This window comes from Streptomyces cyaneochromogenes (assembly GCF_003963535.1).
Classification (GTDB): Bacteria; Actinomycetota; Actinomycetes; order Streptomycetales; family Streptomycetaceae; genus Streptomyces; species Streptomyces shaanxiensis.
The window spans coordinates 6,808,461-6,828,509 of the sequence record NZ_CP034539.1; the positions used below are offsets into that span (position 1 = coordinate 6,808,461).

At 69.9% G+C, this 20,049-nt stretch carries 18 protein-coding genes; 7 read left to right on the plus strand and 11 right to left on the minus strand.

The features are described 5' to 3' along the window. Nucleotides 1-104: 104 nt before the first annotated feature. The 3 genes from EJ357_RS31165 to EJ357_RS31175 are packed head-to-tail and all read right to left on the minus strand — an operon-like array spanning nt 105 to nt 2,803. Entirely contained in the window at nt 105-866 is a 762-nt protein-coding gene (locus EJ357_RS31165) for an amino acid ABC transporter ATP-binding protein (RefSeq protein WP_126395017.1), read from the minus strand. Next, nucleotides 863-1,807 (minus strand): amino acid ABC transporter permease, encoded by a 945-nt coding sequence (locus EJ357_RS31170; RefSeq protein ID WP_126395018.1) that lies wholly within the window; start codon nt 1,805-1,807, stop codon nt 863-865. Before EJ357_RS31170 ends, EJ357_RS31165 begins: the two co-directional genes overlap by 4 nt. A gap of 36 nt (nt 1,808-1,843) precedes the next feature. Beyond that, the gene (locus tag EJ357_RS31175) at nt 1,844-2,803 is read right to left on the minus strand and encodes an ABC transporter substrate-binding protein (RefSeq protein WP_126395019.1); all 960 of its coding nucleotides are present in this window, start codon (nt 2,801-2,803) and stop codon (nt 1,844-1,846) included. Between the two features lie 646 nt (nt 2,804-3,449). On the opposite strand from EJ357_RS31175, the gene EJ357_RS31185 reads away from it, so the two are divergent. The 4 genes from EJ357_RS31185 to EJ357_RS31200 all read left to right on the plus strand — a co-directional run bounded on the left by EJ357_RS31185 (nt 3,450) and on the right by EJ357_RS31200 (nt 6,731). Continuing rightward, nucleotides 3,450-4,673 (plus strand): NAD(P)-dependent malic enzyme, encoded by a 1,224-nt coding sequence (locus EJ357_RS31185; RefSeq protein WP_126395020.1) that lies wholly within the window; start codon nt 3,450-3,452, stop codon nt 4,671-4,673. 212 nt (nt 4,674-4,885) lie between these two features. Next, nucleotides 4,886-5,848: a zinc-binding dehydrogenase gene (locus EJ357_RS31190; RefSeq protein ID WP_126395021.1), complete on the plus strand. Its 963-nt coding sequence runs from the start codon at nt 4,886-4,888 to the stop codon at nt 5,846-5,848. Nucleotides 5,849-5,958: 110 nt separating this feature from the next. Further along, the gene (locus EJ357_RS31195) at nt 5,959-6,168 is read left to right on the plus strand and encodes a helix-turn-helix domain-containing protein (protein WP_003997975.1); all 210 of its coding nucleotides are present in this window, start codon (nt 5,959-5,961) and stop codon (nt 6,166-6,168) included. After that, nucleotides 6,168-6,731 carry a Clp protease N-terminal domain-containing protein gene (locus EJ357_RS31200; RefSeq protein WP_126395022.1) on the plus strand — a complete coding sequence of 188 codons (564 nt, stop codon included), beginning with the start codon at nt 6,168-6,170 and terminating at the stop codon, nt 6,729-6,731. The genes EJ357_RS31195 and EJ357_RS31200 overlap by 1 nt, the downstream gene beginning before the upstream one ends. Before the next feature lie 132 nt (nt 6,732-6,863). Here the strand turns inward: EJ357_RS31200 and EJ357_RS31205 are convergent, their stop codons facing one another. Next, nucleotides 6,864-7,913, minus strand: a complete 1,050-nt coding sequence (locus EJ357_RS31205; protein ID WP_126395023.1) for a PadR family transcriptional regulator — start codon at nt 7,911-7,913, stop codon at nt 6,864-6,866. A 1-nt stretch (nt 7,914) separates the two neighbouring features. Continuing rightward, entirely contained in the window at nt 7,915-8,904 is a 990-nt protein-coding gene (locus EJ357_RS31210; protein WP_126395024.1) for a DUF4097 family beta strand repeat-containing protein, read from the minus strand. A gap of 169 nt (nt 8,905-9,073) precedes the next feature. On the opposite strand from EJ357_RS31210, the gene EJ357_RS31215 reads away from it, so the two are divergent. After that, nucleotides 9,074-9,916: a hypothetical protein gene (locus tag EJ357_RS31215; RefSeq protein WP_126395025.1), complete on the plus strand. Its 843-nt coding sequence runs from the start codon at nt 9,074-9,076 to the stop codon at nt 9,914-9,916. Nucleotides 9,917-10,052: 136 nt separating this feature from the next. On the opposite strand, the gene EJ357_RS31220 is transcribed toward EJ357_RS31215, so the two are convergent. Beyond that, complete coding sequence (locus EJ357_RS31220) at nt 10,053-10,235, minus strand: DUF6104 family protein (protein ID WP_003997970.1); 183 nt, start codon at nt 10,233-10,235, stop codon at nt 10,053-10,055. Nucleotides 10,236-10,362: 127 nt separating this feature from the next. On the opposite strand from EJ357_RS31220, the gene EJ357_RS31225 reads away from it, so the two are divergent. Beyond that, nucleotides 10,363-11,352, plus strand: a complete 990-nt coding sequence (locus EJ357_RS31225) for a hypothetical protein (protein ID WP_126395026.1) — start codon at nt 10,363-10,365, stop codon at nt 11,350-11,352. A gap of 81 nt (nt 11,353-11,433) precedes the next feature. Here the strand turns inward: EJ357_RS31225 and EJ357_RS31230 are convergent, their stop codons facing one another. The 4 genes from EJ357_RS31230 to EJ357_RS31245 all read right to left on the minus strand — a co-directional run bounded on the left by EJ357_RS31230 (nt 11,434) and on the right by EJ357_RS31245 (nt 18,155). After that, nucleotides 11,434-15,222 (minus strand): multifunctional oxoglutarate decarboxylase/oxoglutarate dehydrogenase thiamine pyrophosphate-binding subunit/dihydrolipoyllysine-residue succinyltransferase subunit, encoded by a 3,789-nt coding sequence (locus EJ357_RS31230; protein ID WP_126395027.1) that lies wholly within the window; start codon nt 15,220-15,222, stop codon nt 11,434-11,436. Between the two features lie 281 nt (nt 15,223-15,503). After that, nucleotides 15,504-16,610 carry a HAMP domain-containing sensor histidine kinase gene (locus EJ357_RS31235; RefSeq protein ID WP_126395028.1) on the minus strand — a complete coding sequence of 369 codons (1,107 nt, stop codon included), beginning with the start codon at nt 16,608-16,610 and terminating at the stop codon, nt 15,504-15,506. Next, complete coding sequence (locus EJ357_RS31240; RefSeq protein ID WP_030956984.1) at nt 16,607-17,344, minus strand: response regulator transcription factor; 738 nt, start codon at nt 17,342-17,344, stop codon at nt 16,607-16,609. Before EJ357_RS31240 ends, EJ357_RS31235 begins: the two co-directional genes overlap by 4 nt. A gap of 133 nt (nt 17,345-17,477) precedes the next feature. Continuing rightward, nucleotides 17,478-18,155, minus strand: a complete 678-nt coding sequence (locus tag EJ357_RS31245) for a spermidine synthase family protein (protein WP_126395029.1) — start codon at nt 18,153-18,155, stop codon at nt 17,478-17,480. Nucleotides 18,156-18,331: 176 nt separating this feature from the next. Between EJ357_RS31245 and EJ357_RS31250 the strand changes: the two genes are divergently transcribed. Continuing rightward, on the plus strand, nt 18,332-19,165 hold the full coding sequence (locus tag EJ357_RS31250; RefSeq protein WP_126395030.1) for a rhomboid-like protein: 834 nt from the start codon (nt 18,332-18,334) through the stop codon (nt 19,163-19,165). Here the strand turns inward: EJ357_RS31250 and EJ357_RS31255 are convergent. Beyond that, complete coding sequence (locus tag EJ357_RS31255; protein ID WP_126395031.1) at nt 19,148-19,942, minus strand: GNAT family N-acetyltransferase; 795 nt, start codon at nt 19,940-19,942, stop codon at nt 19,148-19,150. The genes EJ357_RS31250 and EJ357_RS31255 overlap by 18 nt on opposite strands. Nucleotides 19,943-20,049: the final 107 nt, after the last annotated feature.

A 20,049-nucleotide genomic window follows, 5' to 3' on the forward strand; every position in this document is an offset into this window, starting at 1 on the left:
GCCGACGGGAATTCGTGTTCCGCCCGGCGCGACGCACGCACTTCGGCCCCGCCAAAAGGAATGGCGGGGCCGAGGTGGTGTTCGACTCGTGGTTCTCGTGGTTCCTACAGCACCTTGGACAGGAATGCCTGCGTCCGCTCGTGCTGCGGGTTCGTCAGCACGTCGCGCGGATTGCCGGATTCCACGACCACGCCGCCGTCCATGAAGACCAGGCTGTCGCCGACCTCGCGGGCGAAGCCCATCTCGTGGGTGACGACGACCATCGTCATGCCCGACTCGGCGAGGTCGCGCATGACGTCGAGGACGTCACCGACCAGTTCCGGGTCGAGGGCCGAGGTCGGCTCGTCGAAGAGCATCAGCTTCGGGTCCATCGCCAGGGCGCGGGCGATGGCCACGCGCTGCTGCTGGCCGCCGGAGAGCTGGGAGGGGTAGTTCCCGGCCTTGTCGGCGAGACCGACGCGGTCCAGCAGCTCCTTCGCGCGCTCCTTGGCCTGGTTCCTGCTTGCGCCCTTGACCTGGACCGGCGCCTCCATGACGTTCTCCAGCGCCGTCATGTGCGGGAACAGGTTGAATCGCTGGAACACCATGCCGATGTCCCGGCGCTTCAGCGCGACCTCGCTGTCCTTGAGCTCGTACAGCTTGTCGCCCTTCTGGCGGTAGCCGACCAGCTCGCCGTCGACGTACAGCCGTCCGGCGTTGATCTTCTCCAGGTGGTTGATGCAGCGCAGGAACGTCGACTTGCCGGAGCCGGAGGGGCCGATGAGGCAGAACACCTCGCCGGACTTCACCTCCAGGTCGATGCCCTTGAGCACCTCGACCAGCCCGAAGGACTTGTGGACGCCTTCGGCCTTCACCATGGCGGTCATGCGTTACCTCCCGCCGACGAACGGTTCGACAGGGACAGCAGGTTCGCCCTGATCTTCTGGAACGGAGTTGCCGGCAGGCTGCGGCTGGAGCCCCGGGCGTAGTACCGCTCCAGGTAGTACTGGCCGACGCTGAAGATCGACGTCAGCAGCAGGTACCAGGCCGCGGCCAGGAACAGCATCTCGGCGGGGGCGCCGGAGGTCTGGCCGATGTCCTGGGCGACGCGCAACAGCTCGGAGTACTGGACGACCGACACCAGCGAGGTCGTCTTCAGCATGTTGATGACCTCGTTGCCCGTCGGCGGCACGATCACGCGCATCGCCTGCGGGATGACGATCCGGCGCAGCGTCTTGGCGTGGCTCATGCCCAGCGCGTGCGCGGCCTCGGTCTGGCCCTCGTCGACCGCGAGCAGACCGGCGCGGCAGATCTCCGCCATGTACGCGGCCTCGTTGAGGCCCAGGCCGAGCAGCGCCGTCAGGAACGGGGTCATGAAGTCCGACCACTCGTCCTTGTAGAACGGGCCGAGGTTGATGTACTCGAAGACCAGCCCCAGGTTGAACCAGACGATGAGCTGGACCAGGACCGGGGTCCCGCGGAAGAACCAGATGTAGAACCACGCGATGGACGAGGTCACGGGGTTCTTCGACAGACGCATCACGGCCAGCACGATGCCGCCGACGATGCCGATCGCCATGGACAGCACGGTCAGCAGGAGCGTCTTGCCCACACCGCTGAGGATGCGGTCGTTGAAGAAGTAGTCCGGGATCGCGCCCCAGTTGATCTTGCCCTGGGAGAACGCGTAGACGATGCCGCCCAGCAGGGCGAGCGCGATGACGGCGGTGACGTACCGCCCGTAGTGGCGGACCGGGATGGCCTTGATCGCCTCCGGACCGGCCGGCGGGGTGTCCGCCGGCCCGTCCGACTTGTCGATGTCAACAGTCACAGGTGTTGCCTTTCAGTGCCCGCTGTTCTGGTGCGGTCACTTGCCGCCGTTGATGGTGGCTTCCTTCACCGCGCCGTCCTCGACGCCCCACTTCTTGATGACCTTGTCGTACTCGCCGCTGGCGATGATCGCGTCCAGGGCGGCCTTCAGGGCGTCCCGCAGCTGGGTGTCGTTCTTGGCGACCGCGATGCCGTAGGGAGCGGCCTCGACCTGCTCGCCGACGAGCTGGAAGTCGTTGCCGCCGCCGGAGGTCTTCACGGCGTACGCGGCGACCGGGAAGTCGGAGGATCCGGCGTCCGCGCCGCCCGCGCGCAGGCGGGTCTGGGCCTGCTGGTCGTTGTCGAACGCCTCGATGGAGATCGTCTTGCCGCCGGTGCACTTCTTGGCCTCGGCCTTGGCAAGGTCCTCGGAGACCGTGCCGCGCTGCACGACGATCTTCTTGCCGCACAGGTCCGACCAGGTCTTGATGTCGGTGTTCTTGCCCTTCTGGGTGTAGATCGAGACACCGGCCGTGAAGTAGTCGACGAAGTCGACGCCCTCACCGACCTTCTTGCCGGTCTCGGAGTCGATGCCCTCCTGGCGGTCCTTCGTGTCGGTCATCGCGGACATGGCGATGTCGTACCGGTCCGAGCGCAGACCGGTGATCAGGCTGTCGAAGGTGCCGTTCTCGAACTCGAACGTGACACCGAGCTGCTTGCCCATGGCGGCCGCGAGGTCGGGGTCGATGCCGACCGTCTTGCCGGCGCTGTCCTTGAACTCGACCGGCGCGTACGCGATGTCCGAGCCGACCTTGATGACGCCCTTGTCGCGGATCTCCTTGGGCAGCTTGTCGGCGAGCGGCGCCGCGCTCGTCGCGGTGTCCGTGCTGTCCGAGCCGCTGTCCTTGGTCTGGTCACCGCAGCCGGTGAGAATCAGGGCGCCTGCGACCGCGATCGAGCCGACCGCTGCCAACCGGGAGCGTGTGGCGGTCGTACGACGGGTGGAGCGTGCGGTCATGGTGGGTTCCTCCGGCGGATGGGTGGAGTTGCCGATGGGGCGGGCGCCTGTCGATGGGGTCGGCAGGGCCTTTGTTTCCTAGGTCGACGAGAGCACACGCCTTCGAGTGTCGCGACCTCGTGTGATTACGGCATCTTGCCATTCGGACTGAGGCATTCAGGGCGCCCGTCATGTCAAAATCGGATAACGGGTTACCCCCGAACCGCCGCAGGTCGGTACATCCTGACCGCACCTTCTGCGGGAATCTGTCCTTCCGGCCGGAAGATCTTCGGTATATCTCGGGATGTGGACCGGCCGTGCGTGGGGTTTGTTGCCGACAGTTGTTCTTCGCGGTTTCTGGTGTCGATTGTCCGCTTATTTGGTCACGAATCACACCGGTGTCGTCGTCGGGTCGTGTCTGATTCGTGTCCCTGCGCCGCGGTGTTTCCCTTCCCGTCGTGTGATCTTGCACGTATTGGACTCGTCGTCGGCGCGGTCCGTCCGGTAAGAAGGTTCTTTACACCCCTCATCCGGGGCTCAGGGCGCGTGTGCGGCGCGCCGTCGCGTATGACCCGTACGCATCAACAGATCGGGCATGCGTGGTCCCGCCCACCCCTCACCAGGAGTGGTCACCCTCAACCAATGAAGATTTAAGGGGTAAAACAAAGTGGCAGCGGAGATCGTCAATCCTCGCAGCGACAGCAATACGGATCAGGACGGCGAGGTCGAGCCCGTCGATTCCTTTGATCCGGCGTTCGCGCTGCACCGCGGCGGCAAGATGGCCGTGCAGGCCACCGTGCCGGTCCGTGACAAGGACGACCTGTCCCTCGCGTACACCCCCGGCGTCGCGCGCGTGTGCACCGCGATCGCCGAGCAGCCGGAGCTCGTCCACGATTACACGTGGAAGTCGTCCGTCGTGGCCGTGGTCACCGACGGCACGGCGGTGCTCGGGCTCGGGGACATCGGTCCGGAGGCCTCCCTTCCCGTGATGGAAGGCAAGGCGATTCTGTTCAAGCAGTTCGGCGGCGTGGACGCGGTCCCGATCGCCCTCGACTGCACGGACGTCGACGAGATCGTCGAGACGGTGGTGCGCCTCGCCCCGTCCTTCGGCGGCGTCAACCTGGAGGACATCTCGGCGCCGCGGTGCTTCGAGATCGAGCGCAAGCTCCAGGAGCGCGTCGACATTCCCATCTTCCATGACGACCAGCACGGCACGGCGATCGTGACGCTGGCGGCCCTGCGGAACGCGGCGCGGCTGAGCGGGCGGTCCATCGGGGATCTGCGGGCCGTCATCTCGGGTGCCGGCGCGGCCGGTGTCGCCATCGCGAAGATGCTGGTCGAGGCCGGTATCGGGGACGTGGCCGTCGCCGACCGCAAGGGCGTCGTGTCGGCCGACCGGGAGGACCTCACCTCGGTCAAGCGGGAGCTCGCCGGGTTCACGAACAAGGCGGGTATCACCGGGTCGCTGGAGACGGCTCTGGACGGTGCGGACGTCTTCATCGGCGTGTCCGGCGGTACGGTGCCGGAGGAGGCGGTGGCCTCCATGGCCGAGGGCGCGTTCGTGTTCGCCATGGCCAACCCGAACCCCGAGGTGCACCCCGACGTCGCGCACAAGTACGCGGCGGTCGTCGCCACCGGGCGGTCGGACTTCCCGAACCAGATCAACAACGTGCTGGCGTTCCCGGGGATCTTCGCCGGGGCGCTGCAGGTGCGGGCCTCTCGGATCACCGAGGGCATGAAGATCGCCGCGGCGGAGGCGCTGGCGGCCGTGGTGGGCGACGACCTCGCCGCGGACTACGTGATTCCGTCGCCGTTCGACGAGCGCGTGGCCCCCGCGGTCACCGCGGCGGTTGCGGCTGCTGCTCGCGCGGAAGGCGTTGCCCGGCGCTGACGTGAGTGTCGGTTGAACGGCCCCGTCCGGATGGACGGGGCCGTTCTTTTGCCTGGGGGCAGGGCTTTTGTCCTGGGGGCCGGTTCTTTTGCCGGGGATGGGCCGTTCGGGTGGTTCGGCGGGGGAGGGGAGGCGGGGGCGGGTGGCAAGAGGGCGTGTCTCACAGGTCGCCGTGGTTCCGTCGGTCGGCGGTGCCGCCTATCGTCAACGTCATGTTCGCTGCCTACGCCGCCCGAATCGACCGTGACCAGCCGCTTTCCGGACTGGAGTTGGGGGAGCGGCCGGCTCCCGAGGTCCGTCCCGGTTGGAGTGCCGTCACCGTGAAGGCCGCCTCCCTCAACCATCACGACCTGTGGTCGCTGCGGGGTGTGGGTCTCGCGGAGGACAAGTTGCCGATGATCCTCGGGTGTGATGCCGCGGGCGTCGACGAGGACGGCAACGAGGTCGTCCTGCACTCCGTGATCGGACAGAGCGGGCACGGGGTGGGGCCCAAGGAGCCGCGGTCCATACTGACCGAGCGGTACCAGGGCACGTTCGCGGAGCAGGTGGCCGTGCCGACCTGGAACATCCTGCCCAAGCCCAAGGAGCTCTCCTTCGAGGAGGCCGCCTGTCTGCCGACCGCCTGGCTGACGGCGTACCGGATGCTGTTCACCAACGCGGGGGTGCGGCCCGGGGACTCGGTGCTCGTGCAGGGGGCCGGCGGTGGGGTCGCCACGGCTGCCATCGCGCTCGGCAAGGCCGCGGGTCTGCGGGTCTTCGCCACCAGCCGGGACGAGGCCAAGCGCAAGCGTGCCGTGGAATTGGGGGCCGTGGAGGCCCTGGAGTCGGGGGCCCGGCTGCCGCAGCGGGTCGATGCCGTGATCGAGACGGTCGGTGCCGCCACGTGGTCGCATTCCGTCAAGTCGCTGAAGCCGGGGGGCACTCTTGTCATTTCCGGTGCCACCAGTGGGGACCGGCCCTCGCACGCCGAGCTCACGCGGATCTTCTTCCTGGAGCTGAAGGTCGTCGGGTCGACCATGGGCACCAAGGACGAGCTGGAGGATCTGCTCTCCTTCTGCGCTGCCACGGGTGTGCGGCCCGTGATCGACGAGGTGCTTCCCCTGGACCGGGCCCGTGAGGGCTTCGAGCGGATGGAGTCGGGGGAGCAGTTCGGGAAGATCGTGCTGACCAACTGACGGTTGCGCTGCCGGTCCTTGCGGCGGGTTCGAGGCTCTTCGCCTCGGGCCCGCCGTTCTGCTTGTCAATTGCGGTTGACGTCGGGCGCGTGTCAACGTAAGTTGACATCATGACCGAAGCAACAGACCTCGCCGAGCGGGCGGGTGATCGCGATCCGCGGGTGGGACTGCGGGCCGTTGCCGCCCTGCGCCGGTTGCTGGAGCAGCTGGAAGCCGTGCAGGTGCGCAGTGCGCGCAATCAGGGGTGGTCCTGGCAGGAGATCGCCGCGGAACTCGGGGTCAGCAGGCAGGCCGTGCACAAGAAGTACGGGAGGCGTTGATGTTCGAGCGGTTCACGAAGGATGCCCGTGCGGTGGTGACGGGTGCCGTCGAGCATGCCGAGAGGGGTGGGGCGCAGGCCGTCGATGCCGAGCACCTGCTGCTGGCCCTGCTCGATCGGGAGGGGAGCCGGGCCTCGTTCGCGCTCGCCGTGCTCGGAGGCGGCCAGTGGCTGGAGTCCGCGCGGACGGCGTTGGGCGAGGCTCGGCGCCGGGGCGGGCTGTCGCAGGCCGAGGCCGAGGCGTTGGCCGGGTTGGGGATCGATGTGGGGGAGATCGTCGCCCGGGTCGAGGAAGTGCACGGTGTCGGGGCGATGTCCGGGGACCGGAAGGGCAGGAGGGGGTGGTCGGGGCACCGTCCGTTCAGCCGGGGCGCCAAGGACGTGCTGGTACGGGCGCTGCGCGTGGCCACTGCCCGACGGGACCGGCACATCGGTGACGAGCACATCCTGCTGGCCCTCACCGGCCGGCCCGGGGTGCCCGCCGAGGTTCTCGCCGATCGCGGGGTGACGTACGAGTCCGTGACTCGGGTGCTGTACGGCGGGGGAGAGGCCAAGGCCGGTTGACGCCGGGGCGGTTGGGGGGCGGGAGCGAGAGGCGGTGCGGTCGCCGGGGGCCGGTCCGGCGGTGGACATGCCGTCCGGGCGGGACCTGGGCAGTCGGCCGAGGTGGTGGCCGTACTGCCCAGGAGGCCGACGTCAGGGCCTCGGCGTGCGCAGTAGCGCCCCGATGTGGGCCGCCGCCGTCGACAAGTGGCGGCGTGCGTCGCGGAGTTGGTCCGCCGTCACGCCGTGATCCCTGGCCGCGTCGCGGATGTCGTCGCGGAAGCGGTCGAGCAGGCGGTCCAGGTCGCGGGCGGGGTCGCCGCTGGGGGCCTCGTGGGCCCAGGCGGGTTCGTAGTCGGCGGGGAAGTCCTCCGGGGTCTCGGAGTAGTCGGGGCGCTGCTGCGCCGACTTGGCGGAGCCCTGGCGGCCGAATCCGAAGTCCCTGCCGAACTCCTTCCCGAAGTCCTTGCCGAAGTCGCCGAACTCCTTGGCCAGTTCCGTCAGGCCCTCCCGCACTCCCGTCGGCCAGTCGCCGCGGGCGAAGTGGTCCTGTACGTGCTCCTGGACCCGGCGGGCGATGCGCTGGACCTCCTCCTGGGCCTGGGCCCGGGCGTGGTCCTGGGCCTCCTTGGCCTGGCGCCGCGCGCGCTGTGCCTCCTCGCGGGCACGGCGGCTCTCGTCCTTGGCGCGGCGGGCCTGTTCCTTCCACTCCTGCTTGGCGCGGCGCATCTCCTCCTTGGCGGCGCGCCACGCCTCCTTGTCGGTGTAGTCCGAGAAGTCGCCGAAGGGTGTGTCCGCCTTGGTGCCGTTCCCCTGGCGGGCCTCGGTCGCCGCCGCGCGCATCTCGCGTCGCAGGTCACCTGCCGCGCCGCGGACATCGGCCCGGATCTCGGCGGCGAGCTCGGCGACCGACTCCCTGATCTCCAGCTCCAGGTCGGCCAACTCGCCGCTGCGGTCAGCTAGTTCCGCGCGGCCGGCGTCCGTGATGGCGTACACCTTGCGGCCGCCCTCGGTGGTGTGGGTCACCAGGCCCTCGGCCTCCAGCTTGGCCAGCCGGGGGTACACGGTGCCGGCCGACGGCGCGTACAGCCCCTGGAAGCGCTCTTCGAGGAGGCGAATCACCTCGTAGCCGTGGCGCGGGGCCTCGTCCAGCAGCTTCAGCAGGTAGAGGCGGAGGCGGCCATGGGCGAAGACGGGGGGCATGTCAGAGCACCTTCTTGTCGGTCGTGCCGTCGGCCGGGGCGTTGGTCGGGGCGTCTGTCGGGTCATCGCTCTGGCCGGAGACGGAATTGTCCCCCGAACTGTGCGGTGTGCTGTTCACCGGGTCGGTCGTGGAGTCCGTGGCCGGCTCGGGCTCCTCCCAGGCCTCCGCCTCCCACGGCTCGTCCTCCTTCGGTGGGCGGCGCAGCAGGGCGATCGAGCCGGTGACCGTCGTCGCGCGGAGCTTGCCGGTGCCGGCGCCGAGACGGCCGGTGATCTTGTGGGCCCCCCACTGGCCGTGCACCCGCAGGCCCTCGAAGGCGTTGGAGATCGTGCCGCTCGCGGTGTTGGCCTCGACGTCGGCGTCGGCCGGGGCCGGCAGGCGGATGGCGATCTCGCCGGAGACGCTGGTCAGGCGGATGTCGGTCGGGCCGTCCGGGTCGAGGTCGACGATCATGGAGCCGCTCACGGAGTCGGCCTTCACCGAGGAACCGGATCCCTCGACGACCGTGAGGTCACCGGAGACGGAGTTGAAGCGCAGGTCGCCGGTGACGGCCTGGGCCTCCAGATTCCCGGAGACGGTGTCGGCGCGGACCGGGCCCGACAGGCCCACGAGCGTCGTGTCACCGGTGACGCCCTTGACGACCGACGGGCCGTGGAGCCCGGAGACCACCGCCCCGGCACCGACCACACCCACCTCGACCCGGGTCTCGGCCGGCACCGCCAGGGAGACCACCGCGCTGCGCCGCCAGCCCTTGCGGTCGAGCCACTTGAGGAAGCCCTTCCAGGGCAGGTCCTCGTAGGCCACCGTCAGCGTGCCGTCCTGCTGGGTCACCACCAGGGGCGGGCCCTCGATCTCGGAGACCTCCAGGCGGGCGGAACCTTCGTCCGTCCCCACGACGTTCACCGTTCCGTTGACGATGCGCACCTGGAGCTCGCTCACCGGCTCGTCGAAGGTGAGCTTCCTGGGCTCGGCTACGGACCACTCGGACATGCGCGGACCTCCTGGGCGACCGGACACGGCCGCACGGGCCGGACCTGAACACGACACGCCATATCGCGTCTTCTGTCAAACACGATATATCGCGGCCAAGGAAAGTCAAGGCACTCGTTCTGGTGATCACAAATCACGCGAGGCGGACAAACCGGCCTAGCGTGTTGTCATGCCGTCGGAAGAGTCCAGGACCGCCCGCCAGGCCCGACCCGCCCCGGGCGCCCTGCTGCTCTGCCGCGCGGAGCCCGAGTCCGTCGCCTCCGCCGCCCAGCTGCTGCGCGAGCACATGCTCCTCGCGGCGGCCGGCGCGGAGTGGAGCGTGCTCGTTCCCGAGGGCAGACCCTGGCAGGAGGGCGTCGAACCGGTCGACCGCGTCCTCACCGGCTGGGCCACCGCCCTCGCCGTCGCCCATCCCTGGCCCGTCCTCGCGCTCTGGTGGGACGCCGACCGTGCCGGTTTCACCCTCGCCTCCGGCTTCCGCCGCCCTGTCGGGTACGTGTGGCTCACCAACGGCACCCCGGCCGGCGAGGACGAGGCCATGCGCACCTTCACCGGCCGGCTCGGCCTCGATCCGGTTCTCGACATGCAGTCCCTCGACGAGCTGACGCGCCCCGACAGCGCGGCCGACGCGCGGGCACGCATGCGTGGACTCATCGCGGTCCTCACGCGCGCGGGCGTGTCCCTGCCGCCCGGTCTCAACCCCGGCGAAAGCGCCGAGAGCCTCCACGAGGCGGTCCACGACCAGCCGCACGTGCGGATCGAGTGGTCGGGCTGGCGCGACGCCTTCCGCGCGGAACTCGACGCCGTCGAGGGCGGCCGCCTCGGCCCCTGGCTGCCCTGGGCGGGCGGCCCCAAGGCCCGCGCGCTCGCCCTCGCCCAGGTGGCGGCCGGTCTGCCGCTCACGGCCTGGGGTCTACGACGCCGCAGCGGTGGCTGGATCGTCGCGGGCGCGGTGCTGCTGGCCCACGGCGCGCTGGGGCTGGCGTACAGCGCGGTGCGGCCGCTGGACTGACGGCCGTACAGGTCGCCGTGCGAAACGGCCGCCATACGAAGCAGCCGTCGTACGAAGCCGCCGTCGTACGAACAAAAGGGCGCCCCACACCGGGGCGCCCCGAGAACGACCTACCCCACGGGGGCCGGCCGAGCTCCTACACGTCGTCGTCCTCGTCGTCCAGCCGGGCCAGCCAGGTCGCCAGCCGCTCCACCGGTACCTCGAAGTCCGGGTTCAGGTCGACGAAGGTGCGCAGCTGCTCGGCCAGCCACTCGAAGGTGATCTCCTCCTCGCCGCGCCGCTTCTCCAGTTCTTCGATGCCTCGGTCGGTGAAGTACATGCAGTGAGGATAAGTCCTGCTCGCCACGCGTGCGTGCCGGGCCCGCGCCGTGCGTGCGAGGCACCCGTCCGGCCCGTGGAACACTTGGACGGCGAGAGGTCGTCCACCTCTACGGAGACGGATCGTCATGGGCACGCGCTTCGAGCAAGCACCCCTTGTCGGAACGGGGCTTGACCCGGCCGGGGACATCGACGGCTGGCTGGCATCCGTGCCGGTGCACGCCCTGGTCGAGGCGTTCTCCACCAGCGGGCAGGACCATGAACTGGCCCGCGACCTCGCCGCCGAGAAGGGCGATGTGGCCGAGCGCCTGGCCCGGCTCGACGCCTTCACCGACCGGTGGGACACCCGCCGGGGCCGGGAGCGCAACCAGGCCGACGAACTGCCGATGCGGCCGGACCAGGAGGAGCTGGTGACGGCGGCGGCCGAGGCGCTCGGCATGTGCGGCGGAACACGGCTCCGGTACGACCGCTACGACCACGTCCTCATGCTCGGCGGGCTCGTCCGCGCCTGCCTGGTGCGCACGGCGCACGCCGCCCATCTGATCCGCAGCGGCCAGGTGAGGGCCGGTTCGGTGACCGCCCTCGGCGGCCACCGGCCCTTCGTCGGCAACGAGTTCGAGCTCGCCGCCCGGGCGGGGGCGCCCGAACTCGCCGAGGAGTACGAGGCTATGGACTTCGGCACGCGCACGGCCTTCGGGCTCGGTGCGCCGGAGTCCGTCGAGGGCGCGCAGTCCGAACTCCCGGGCGGGACCTGGGGGGTGCGCCACTACCGTACGGCCGACGGGACGCCCGTGCAGGTAGTCGCCGCGCCCTCCAGCGAGCCGGAGCGGCGTCGTGCGGACACGCCGGACAGCTATGCGTTCTTCGCCGAGCACGTCGCCGCGCTGCGGCCGGGGGAGCGGCTGCTGCTGGTGACCACGTCCATCTATGTGCCGGCCCAGCACGCGGCCGCCGTACGGATGCTGAAGCTGCCGTTCGGGGTGGAGGTGGACACCGTCGGCAACCAGCCGGGGGCGGTGGCGGGGATGGCTCCGCAGCGGTTCACCGCGACGAAGTATCTGCTCGAAGTGCGCTCCACTGTGCGGTCGCTGGTGCGGCTGGCGGAGGTGGTGGGTTAGTCGGCCGCGAACGCCGGAAGGCCCGGTTCCGAGTCGTGTGGACTCGGAACCGGGCCTTCTCGATCAGACCCGTTCGAGGGCTCAGGCCTCGAACACCTCACGCACCAGCTGCTCCTGCTCGGCCTGGTGCCGCTTGGCGGAACCGACGGCCGGGGACGAGCCGTGCGGACGGGAGATCCGCCGCAGACGCTCGCCGTGCGGGACCTCGGCGCCGACCGCCAGGTCCAGGTGGTCGATCAGGTTGAGCGCGATGAACGGCCACGCACCCTGGTTCGCCGGCTCCTCCTGGGCCCACAGGTACTTCTCGGCGTTCGGGTACTTGGCGATCTCCGCCTGGAGCTCGGCACCCGGCAGCGGGTACAGGCGCTCGATGCGGATGATCGCCGTGTCCGTGATGCCGCGCTTCTTCCGCTCGGCCTCGATGTCGTAGTAGACCTTGCCGGCGCAGAAGACGACCTTCTTGACCGCGGCCGGGTCGACCGACGCATCGCCGATGACCGGCTGGAACTGGCCGCTCGTGAACTCCTCCGCCTTCGAGGCCGCGGCCTTCAGACGCAGCATCGACTTCGGGGTGAAGACGACCAGCGGCTTGTGGTGCGGGTTGTGCGACTGCCACCGCAGGAGGTGGAAGTAGTTCGCCGGGGACGTCGGCATCGCGACCGTCATGTTGTTCTGCGCGCACAGCTGCAGGAACCGCTCCGGGCGGGCCGAGGAGTGGTCCGGGCCCTGGCCCTCGTAGCCGTGCGGCAGGAGCAGGACGACGCCGGAGGTCTGGGCCCACTTCTGCTCGGCCGACGAGATGAACTCGTCCACGACCGTCTGGGCGCCGTTGACGAAGTCGCCGAACTGCGCCTCCCACATCACGAGCGCGTCGGGGCGGGCCAGCGAGTAGCCGTACTCGAAGCCCATGGCCGCGTACTCGGACAGCAGGGAGTTGTAGACGTTCAGCCGCGCCTGGTCCTCGGAGAGGTACTGCAGCGGCGTGTACTCCTCGCCCGTCTCGCGGTCGATGATCACCGCGTGACGCTGGCCGAACGTACCGCGCTGCGAGTCCTGGCCGGCCAGCCGGACCGGGACGCCCTCCAGCAGCAGGGAGCCGATCGCGAGGGTCTCGCCCATGCCCCAGTCGATGGTGCCGTCCTCGACCATCGACGCCCGGCGCTGCAGCTGCGGCAGCAGACGCGGGTGGACGGTGATGTGGTCGGGGATGTTGACCTGGGACTCGGCGATCCGCTTGACGGTCTCCGTGGTCACCGCCGTGTTGACGGCGACCGGGAACTCGGCCTGCGGGTCCGAGGGCTCCACGGCGGCCGGCTGCGAGGTGGCCTCGCGGACCTCCGTGAAGACCTTCTCCAGCTGGCCCTGGTAGTCCTGCAGCGCCTGCTCGGCCTCTTCCAGGGTGATGTCGCCGCGACCGATGAGGGACTCGGTGTAGAGCTTGCGCACCGAGCGCTTCTTGTCGATCAGGTCGTACATCAGCGGCTGGGTGAAGGCCGGGTTGTCCGACTCGTTGTGACCGCGGCGGCGGTAGCAGATGAGGTCGATCACGACGTCCTTGTTGAACGCCTGGCGGAACTCGAAGGCCAGGCGGGCAACGCGGACGACCGCCTCGGGGTCGTCGCCGTTCACGTGGAAGATCGGGGCCTCGATCATGCGGGCCACGTCGGTGGCGTACATCGACGAGCGCGAGGACTCCGGCGCCGCCGTGAAGCCGACCTGGTTGTTGATGACCACGTGGACCGTGCCGCCGGTGCGGTAGCCCCGCAGCTGCGACATGTTCAGGGTCTCGGCCACCACGCCCTGGCCCGCGAAGGCCGCGTCGCCGTGCAGGGCCACCGGCAGGACCGTGAAGTCCGTGCCGCCCTTGTTGATGATGTCCTGCTTGGCGCGGGCGACGCCCTCCAGGACCGGGTCCACCGCCTCCAGGTGCGAGGGGTTGGCGGTGAGCGAGACCTTGATCTGCTCGCCGTCCAGGCCGGTGAAGGTGCCCTCGGCGCCCAGGTGGTACTTCACGTCGCCGGAGCCGTGCATCGACTTCGGGTCGAGGTTGCCCTCGAACTCGCGGAAGATCTGGGCGTACGACTTGCCGACGATGTTGGCGAGGACGTTCAGGCGGCCGCGGTGGGCCATGCCGATGACGACCTCGTCCAGGCGGGACTCGGCGGCCGAGTCCAGCACGGCGTCGAGCAGCGGGATGACGGACTCGCCGCCCTCCAGCGAGAAGCGCTTCTGGCCGACGTACTTGGTCTGCAGGAAGGTCTCGAAGGCCTCCGCCGCGTTCAGCCGGCGCAGGATGCGCAGCTGCTCCTCACGCTCGGGCTTGGTGTGCCCGCGCTCGATGCGGTCCTGGATCCACTTGCGCTGCTTCGGGTCCTGGATGTGCATGAACTCGATGCCGGTGGTGCGGCAGTACGAGTCGCGCAGCACGCCGAGGATGTCGCGCAGCTTCATCAGGGACTTGCCGGAGAAGCCGCCGACCGCGAACTCGCGCTCGAGGTCCCACAGGGTGAGGCCGTGCTCGGTGATGTCCAGGTCGGGGTGCTTGCGCTGGCGGTACTCCAGCGGGTCGGTGTCGGCCATGACGTGGCCGCGGACCCGGTAGGAGTGGATCAGCTCGAAGACGCGCGCGGCCTTGGTGACGTCGTCGTCGTGCGACGCGTCGATGTCCTTGAGCCAGCGGACCGGCTCGTAGGGGATGCGCAGCGCCTCGAAGATCTCGTCGTAGAAGTTGCCCTCGCCGAGGAGGAAGTTCGCGACGATCCGCAGGAACTCGCCGGAGGCGGCGCCCTGGATGACCCGGTGGTCGTAGGTCGACGTGAGCGTCATGACCTTCGAGATGCCGAGCTTGTTCAGGGTGTCCTGGGAGGTGCCCTGGAACTCCGCCGGGTAGTCCATGGAGCCGACGCCCATGATCACCGACTGGCCGGGCATCAGACGCGGGACCGAGTGGACGGTGCCGAGGCCACCGGGGTTGGTCAGGGAGACCGTCACGCCGGTGAAGTCGTCCATGCCCAGCTTGCCGTCGCGGGCGCGGCGGACGATGTCCTCGTAGGCCTGCCAGAACTCGAAGAAGTTCAGGGTCTCGGCCTTCTTGATGCCCGCGACCACGAGCTGGCGTTCGCCGTTGGGCTTGACCAGGTCGATGGCGAGGCCGAAGTTGATGTGCTCCGGCTTGACCAGGGTCGGCTTGCCGTCCTTCTCCGCGAAGGAGTAGTTCATCGATGGCATGGCCTTGATGGCCTGCACCATCGCGTAGCCGATCAGGTGCGTGAAGGAGATCTTCCCGCCCCGGGCGCGCTTGAGGTGGTTGTTGATGACGATGCGGTTGTCGAAGAGCAGCTTCACCGGGACCGCGCGCACGGACGTGGCCGTGGGCACCTCCAGCGAGGCGTTCATGTTCTTCGCGACCGCGGCGGCGGGGCCGCGCAGCGTGACCAGCTCGGGGCCGTCGGCGGCAGCGGCGGGCTCGGCCTTCTTCGGCTGAGCGGGCTTCGCGGCCGGGGCGGGGGCGGCGGGCTTCGCAGCCGGAGCCGGAGCCGCGGCGGCGGGTGCGGCGGCCGCGGGCTTCGGGGCGGCCGGGGCCGGCGCCGGGACCGACGGAGCAGCCGGGGCGGCGGGAGCGGCCGGAGCGGTGGTGGTGGCTGCGGCCCCCGCGGCCGCAGTACCCGCCGGAGCCGCGGCGCCAACGCCCGGCTTGTAGTCGGCGAAGAAGTCCCACCAGGCACGGTCCACCGAATTGGGGTCCTGGAGGTACTGCTGATAGATCTCGTCGACGAGCCACTCGTTCGGGCCGAACGCGGCAGCGGGGTTCTTGCCCGCTTGGTCGGCGTCGGTCGAGATGCTCGAGTTACTGGGGGACTGTGGCGACACGGCGGCAACCGCCCTCTTCCGCTTCACAAGGTTATGGACAGCGGGAATAAAGGCTACGCCTCCATGGCCGGGAAGGTGAGGCCGGGCAAGGTCATCGTCGCGTAAGTCACATCGGAAAGTGTGTTTCGGGCCTGGAAATGGCGGGAAACAAGTGTGGTTCCGCTTCAGATGGGAAGGCGCGAGCACGGCCTGGCGCGACGAAAGCGCAGGCCTGGACCTGATCACACGTGTCCGTCTGCCGGGACAGCCGTGGATCTTGTGGCTCCGCTTCGAACTTTACGTCAACTTGGCACGGATGGCTGCCCCGGCAGTGTGACAAGAATCCGGCAGCCTCGATCGGATTCGGCCACGCCGATGTGGCCCCCGTGCAGATCGACGGCCCAGCGCGCGATCGCCAGCCCAAGGCCCGTACCGCCGTCGCTGCCCGGGCCGTGCGGACGGCGGACGGCGCCCCGGTTGAAGCGCTCGAAGACCTTGTGCCACTCCGACTTCGGGATGCCCGGCCCCTCGTCCAGGACCTCCAGCTCCAGCGACTCCGGATACGCCCCGCGCCGCGCCTTGACCGTCACGCGGCCGTGCGCCGGGCTGTGCTTGATCGCGTTGTCGATGAGGTTGGCGACGACCTGGTGGAGACGCTCGGGGTCGGCGTGCGCGGTCAGCTCGGGCGGGGAGACGTCGAGGTGCAGATGGACGTCCGTACGGGTGTGGCTGCCGGAGCCCGACGCCATGCCCCGGCGCGCGGAGGCGACCATGTTGGCCTCCTTCAGTACGCCGGACAGGTACGGCCAGACCTCGAAGCGCCGCAGCCGCAGCGGCACGACGCCGTTGTCCAGGCGGGACAGGTCCAGCAGCGTCTCCACGAGCCGGCCGAGCCGCTCGGTCTGCTTCAGCGCCGTGCGCATCGTCTCGGGGTCGGCCTCGGCGATGCCGTCGACCACGTTCTCCAGGACGGCCCGCAGGCCCGCGATCGGGGTGCGCAGCTCGTGCGAGACGTTCGCCACCAGCTCCTTGCGCTGCTGGTCCTGGGCCTCCAGCTCGTCGGCCATCAGGTTGATGGTCTCGGCCAGGTCGCCCAGCTCGTCCCGGCGGTTCTCCTTCACCCGGCGCGTGTAGTCGCCCTGCGAGATGGACCGGGCCACGGTGTTCATCTCGTCCAGCGGGGCCGTCAGCGAGTGGGCCACGAACTGGGTGACCAGCAGGGTGGCGATCATCGAGAAGACCATGATGAAGCGCAGCTCCGTCTGGTACCGCACCGCGTTCACCGACAGCCCGGTGGTGATCAGCACCGCGATGACGACCAGCGCGCCCAGCTTGGTCTTGATCGAGAACGGACGTACGCCGCCCCAGGGCTCCCCGGGGCCTCTCCGCGGAGCCGGGCCGTCGCTCATGGCGTCGGCGTCTCCAGGGCGTAGCCCACGCCGTGCACGGTCCGGATGCGCTCGGCACCGATCTTCCGGCGCAGCGCCTTGATGTGGCTGTCGACGGTCCGGGTGCCGGAGGCGTCCGCCCAGTCCCACACCTCGGCGAGCAGCTGCTCGCGCGAGAGCACCGCGCGCGGGGTGTTCGCCAGGCACACCAGGAGGTCGAACTCGGTCGGCGTGAGGTGAACATCCTCACTGCGCACCCGCACCCGCCGCTGCGCGTGGTCGATCTCCAGCTCGCCGAGGCGCAGGATGCCCGACCGCGGGGTCGTGGCGGCCAGCGCGGCCCGCTCGACGCGGCGCAGCAGTACGTGCACGCGTGCCGCCAGCTCCCGCATCGAGAACGGCTTGGTCATGTAGTCGTCGGCGCCGACGCCGAGGCCGACCAGCATGTCGGTCTCGTCGTCGCGCGCGGTCAGCATCATCACCGGTACCGGCCGCTGGGCCTGCACCCGGCGGCAGACCTCCAGGCCGTCGAAGCCCGGCAGCATGATGTCGAGGATCAGCAGGTCGGGCTGCCAGGCCTCCGCCGTGTCGACGGCCGCCGGACCGTCACCCGCGGTCTGCACGAGGAACCCCTCGGCGCGCAGACGGGCCGCGATGGCGTCCACGATGGTCGGATCGTCCTCGACCACGAGGACCCGGCGCTGAGCGCCAGGGGTTGCCGCCGTGCCGTTGTGGGAGGTGTGTGTCTGCTCCATCGCCCGCCCCAAAGTTGCTTTCCGGAATCCGTGGGGGTGATCCCGCTAACTGGCCATGCCTGCTCATGCTTGCGATTGACGCTTGAATGATCCGCGTCAGAGAAGCAGAGTACGGGGAGTCGCCGTCCCAGGGCTATCCAGGTCGGACGGCGAGGTGCACGACGTCCGGAACGCCCCGGGCAACGGGGATCTCTTCGGTACGCACCTGTTGGAATCCGGCATTACGCAAGGTTTCTTCGAATTCCGGGGAGGGTTGGGCGGACCATATGGCAAGCACCCCACCCGGCCTCAACGCCCCTGCACAGCCTGCCAGTCCGCCGGGTGAGTAGAGGCTGTCGTTGCCGTCGGTGACGGTCCAGTCGGGCCCGTTGTCGATGTCGAGACAGAGTGCGTCATACGTGGCGGAAGTCTCATGCACGTGCCGCACGAGATCCGTTTCCAGAATCTCGGTGCGCGGGTCGGCCAGGGCGCCGGCGGAGAAGCGCGACAAGGGGCCGTCAAGATGCCAGCCGATAATCGCGCTCTCACGCTCGACGACGGTGATCCGTCCGGGGCGCGGATCGGCGGCGGCATGTGCGAGCGAGAACCCGACGCCGAGCCCGCCGATCAGCACATGAGGGTCCGGCCGCCCGTCCAGCGCGCCGAGCGCGGCGTCGACCAGCAGCCGCTCCGAACGCCCGTCGGAGGTGTCCATCAGGAAGCAGCCGTTGGCGATGATCTGGAGCAACTCGCCGTGCCGCCGCAGCACGACCTCGCCGTGCGGGCCCTCGCGACGGTCCAGTACCTCGGGGGTGTCGTACGAAGTGGCCATCCGGCCATCCTGGCAGCCGGGGCCCGGGACGGCCGAGCGAATTACCACTCAGGGTTGACGCGGACCAGGACGTTGTTGGTTGAGAGGTTCCTGAGAATCGGCTTGTAAGTGGCGCAGGTCACAGACACCGGCGGGCTGCGGGCGAAGGGTGAGGGAAACGGAAGGAGCGCCTCACCTTGGAACGGACTGCGGTTGAGGGTGCGACGGGCTCGGTTCCGGACTCCGGCGAGGCGGGCCTGCCCGATGTCGCCGGGCTGCTGGACGGGATGCCGCGGCAGCGCGGACCACAGAGCGCTCCTGCGACGAGCGCCCGGGCGCCACTGCCCTCGGCACCCCCGGCGCCGGTCACCATCGAGGCCACCGCACCGTCCCGACCCCGTGCCGTCCGTCCCTGGCACCTCCTCCCCACCCCCACCGGCACCCCGTTCACCCTCGCCTACGCCGCCGTACTGGCCGTCACCTCCCTGGTCGCCACATACGCCGACCCCGTCCTCGTCCACGCCCTGCACCAGGGCTCCAGCACCGATGTCGCCCACCTCGTGCAGACGCCCGTGCTGGTGCTGGTGGCCAGCGCGCTGTGGGTCGCGGGCGGGATCGTGACGCCGTACACGCTCTGTTTCCTGCTCGTGCTCACCGCGCTGGAGCGGCGGATCGGCGGTGCCCGCACGGCCGTCGTCTTTCTGGCCGGGCACGTCCTGGCGACCCTCGCGACCGAGGTCCCCGTCGGGCTCGCGGTGCTGGTCGGGCATCTCCCCGCCAGCTCGCTGCACCGCTTCGACTACGGCATCAGCTTCGGCGTGGCGGCGAGCATCGGCGCGCTGGCCGGGCTGCTGCGGCCGTGGCTGCGGTGGCCGGTGCTGGCGCTGTTCGGCGGGATGCTGATCCAGGACCTGATCGGCTTCACGGATCCGCTGACCAACTGGGGGCACCTGATCGCCCTGGTCATCGGGGTCGGGATGTGGCCTTTGGTGCGGCGCCGACGTGCCTCGGGGTCAGTCGCCCTCGGGTGACCAGACGTACGGCGTGGTCGTGGTCACCGCCTCGAAGCCCAGCCGCCGCAGGATCGGCGCGCTGTCGTCGGAGGCGTCGACGTGCAGGTACGTGACACCACGCGCGACGGCGAGGGCGGCGCGGGTCGCGACGAGCGCGCGGTAGATGCCGCGGCCGCGCCACTCGGCCAGCGTCGACCCGCCCCACAGGCTCGCGAACTCGGTGCCCTCGCGGAAGACCAGCCAGGCCGCCGAGACGACCTCGCCGTCCGCCTCGGCGACATGGACGGAGATCTCGTCCGGCGCGGACGCGACCCGGCCGATGAGATCGCCGGCGAGCCAGCTCCAGTCCTGGCCCCACACCACCGACTCCATCGCGGCGATCCGGCGCATGTCCGCGTCCGCCGTGACCCGGCGCAGCGTCACGCCCGCCGGCAGGACGGGCGCGGTGACGGCCATGTCGGCGGCGCGTCCGACCAGGACCGTCTCCACGTCCTCGGGTGTGAAGCCCGCTGCGCGGAGGCGGTCGGTGAGGTCGGCGGGGTCGTCGTGGGACCGCGTCTTCCACTCGACCGCCTCGCCGCGCGCCGCGAAGAAGTCGCGCTGCCGGGCGATGAGCCGGTCGAGTCCGGCGCCATGGACGCCGAGGGAGCGCGGGCCGCTGACCAGACCCCGGAATCCCCCGACGATCCGCAGCAGCGGGCCGTCCTGTTCGTACGTCACCCCGGCGGGCGGTGTAGGGGGCGCGCCGCGCATCTGGTCGTCGTAGGCGGCGAGAAGGAGCTCTGTGTCTGTCACGGGGAAACGGTGGGGGACGGGCCGGGGCCCGTACAACCGGTTATTCGCGAAACCCCGAGGTCACAGCGTGTGTGGGTGGTGATCGCTCACAGCGAACGGAGGTCGGG

Excerpts from the sequence above, each read along its gene's own strand:
- EJ357_RS31165 (WP_126395017.1), bottom strand. The coding sequence starts at position 866 with ATGACCGCCATGGTGAAGGCCGAAGGCGTCCACAAGTCCTTCGGGCTG.
- EJ357_RS31175 (WP_126395019.1), bottom strand. The coding sequence starts at position 2,803 with ATGACCGCACGCTCCACCCGTCGTACGACCGCCACACGCTCCCGGTTG.
- EJ357_RS31190 (WP_126395021.1), top strand. The coding sequence starts at position 4,886 with ATGTTCGCTGCCTACGCCGCCCGAATCGACCGTGACCAGCCGCTTTCC.
- EJ357_RS31195 (WP_003997975.1), top strand. The coding sequence starts at position 5,959 with ATGACCGAAGCAACAGACCTCGCCGAGCGGGCGGGTGATCGCGATCCG.
- EJ357_RS31200 (WP_126395022.1), top strand. The coding sequence starts at position 6,168 with ATGTTCGAGCGGTTCACGAAGGATGCCCGTGCGGTGGTGACGGGTGCC.
- EJ357_RS31205 (WP_126395023.1), bottom strand. The coding sequence starts at position 7,913 with ATGCCCCCCGTCTTCGCCCATGGCCGCCTCCGCCTCTACCTGCTGAAG.
- EJ357_RS31210 (WP_126395024.1), bottom strand. The coding sequence starts at position 8,904 with ATGTCCGAGTGGTCCGTAGCCGAGCCCAGGAAGCTCACCTTCGACGAG.
- EJ357_RS31215 (WP_126395025.1), top strand. The coding sequence starts at position 9,074 with ATGCCGTCGGAAGAGTCCAGGACCGCCCGCCAGGCCCGACCCGCCCCG.
- EJ357_RS31220 (WP_003997970.1), bottom strand. The coding sequence starts at position 10,235 with ATGTACTTCACCGACCGAGGCATCGAAGAACTGGAGAAGCGGCGCGGC.
- EJ357_RS31225 (WP_126395026.1), top strand. The coding sequence starts at position 10,363 with ATGGGCACGCGCTTCGAGCAAGCACCCCTTGTCGGAACGGGGCTTGAC.
- EJ357_RS31235 (WP_126395028.1), bottom strand. The coding sequence starts at position 16,610 with ATGAGCGACGGCCCGGCTCCGCGGAGAGGCCCCGGGGAGCCCTGGGGC.
- EJ357_RS31240 (WP_030956984.1), bottom strand. The coding sequence starts at position 17,344 with ATGGAGCAGACACACACCTCCCACAACGGCACGGCGGCAACCCCTGGC.
- EJ357_RS31245 (WP_126395029.1), bottom strand. The coding sequence starts at position 18,155 with ATGGCCACTTCGTACGACACCCCCGAGGTACTGGACCGTCGCGAGGGC.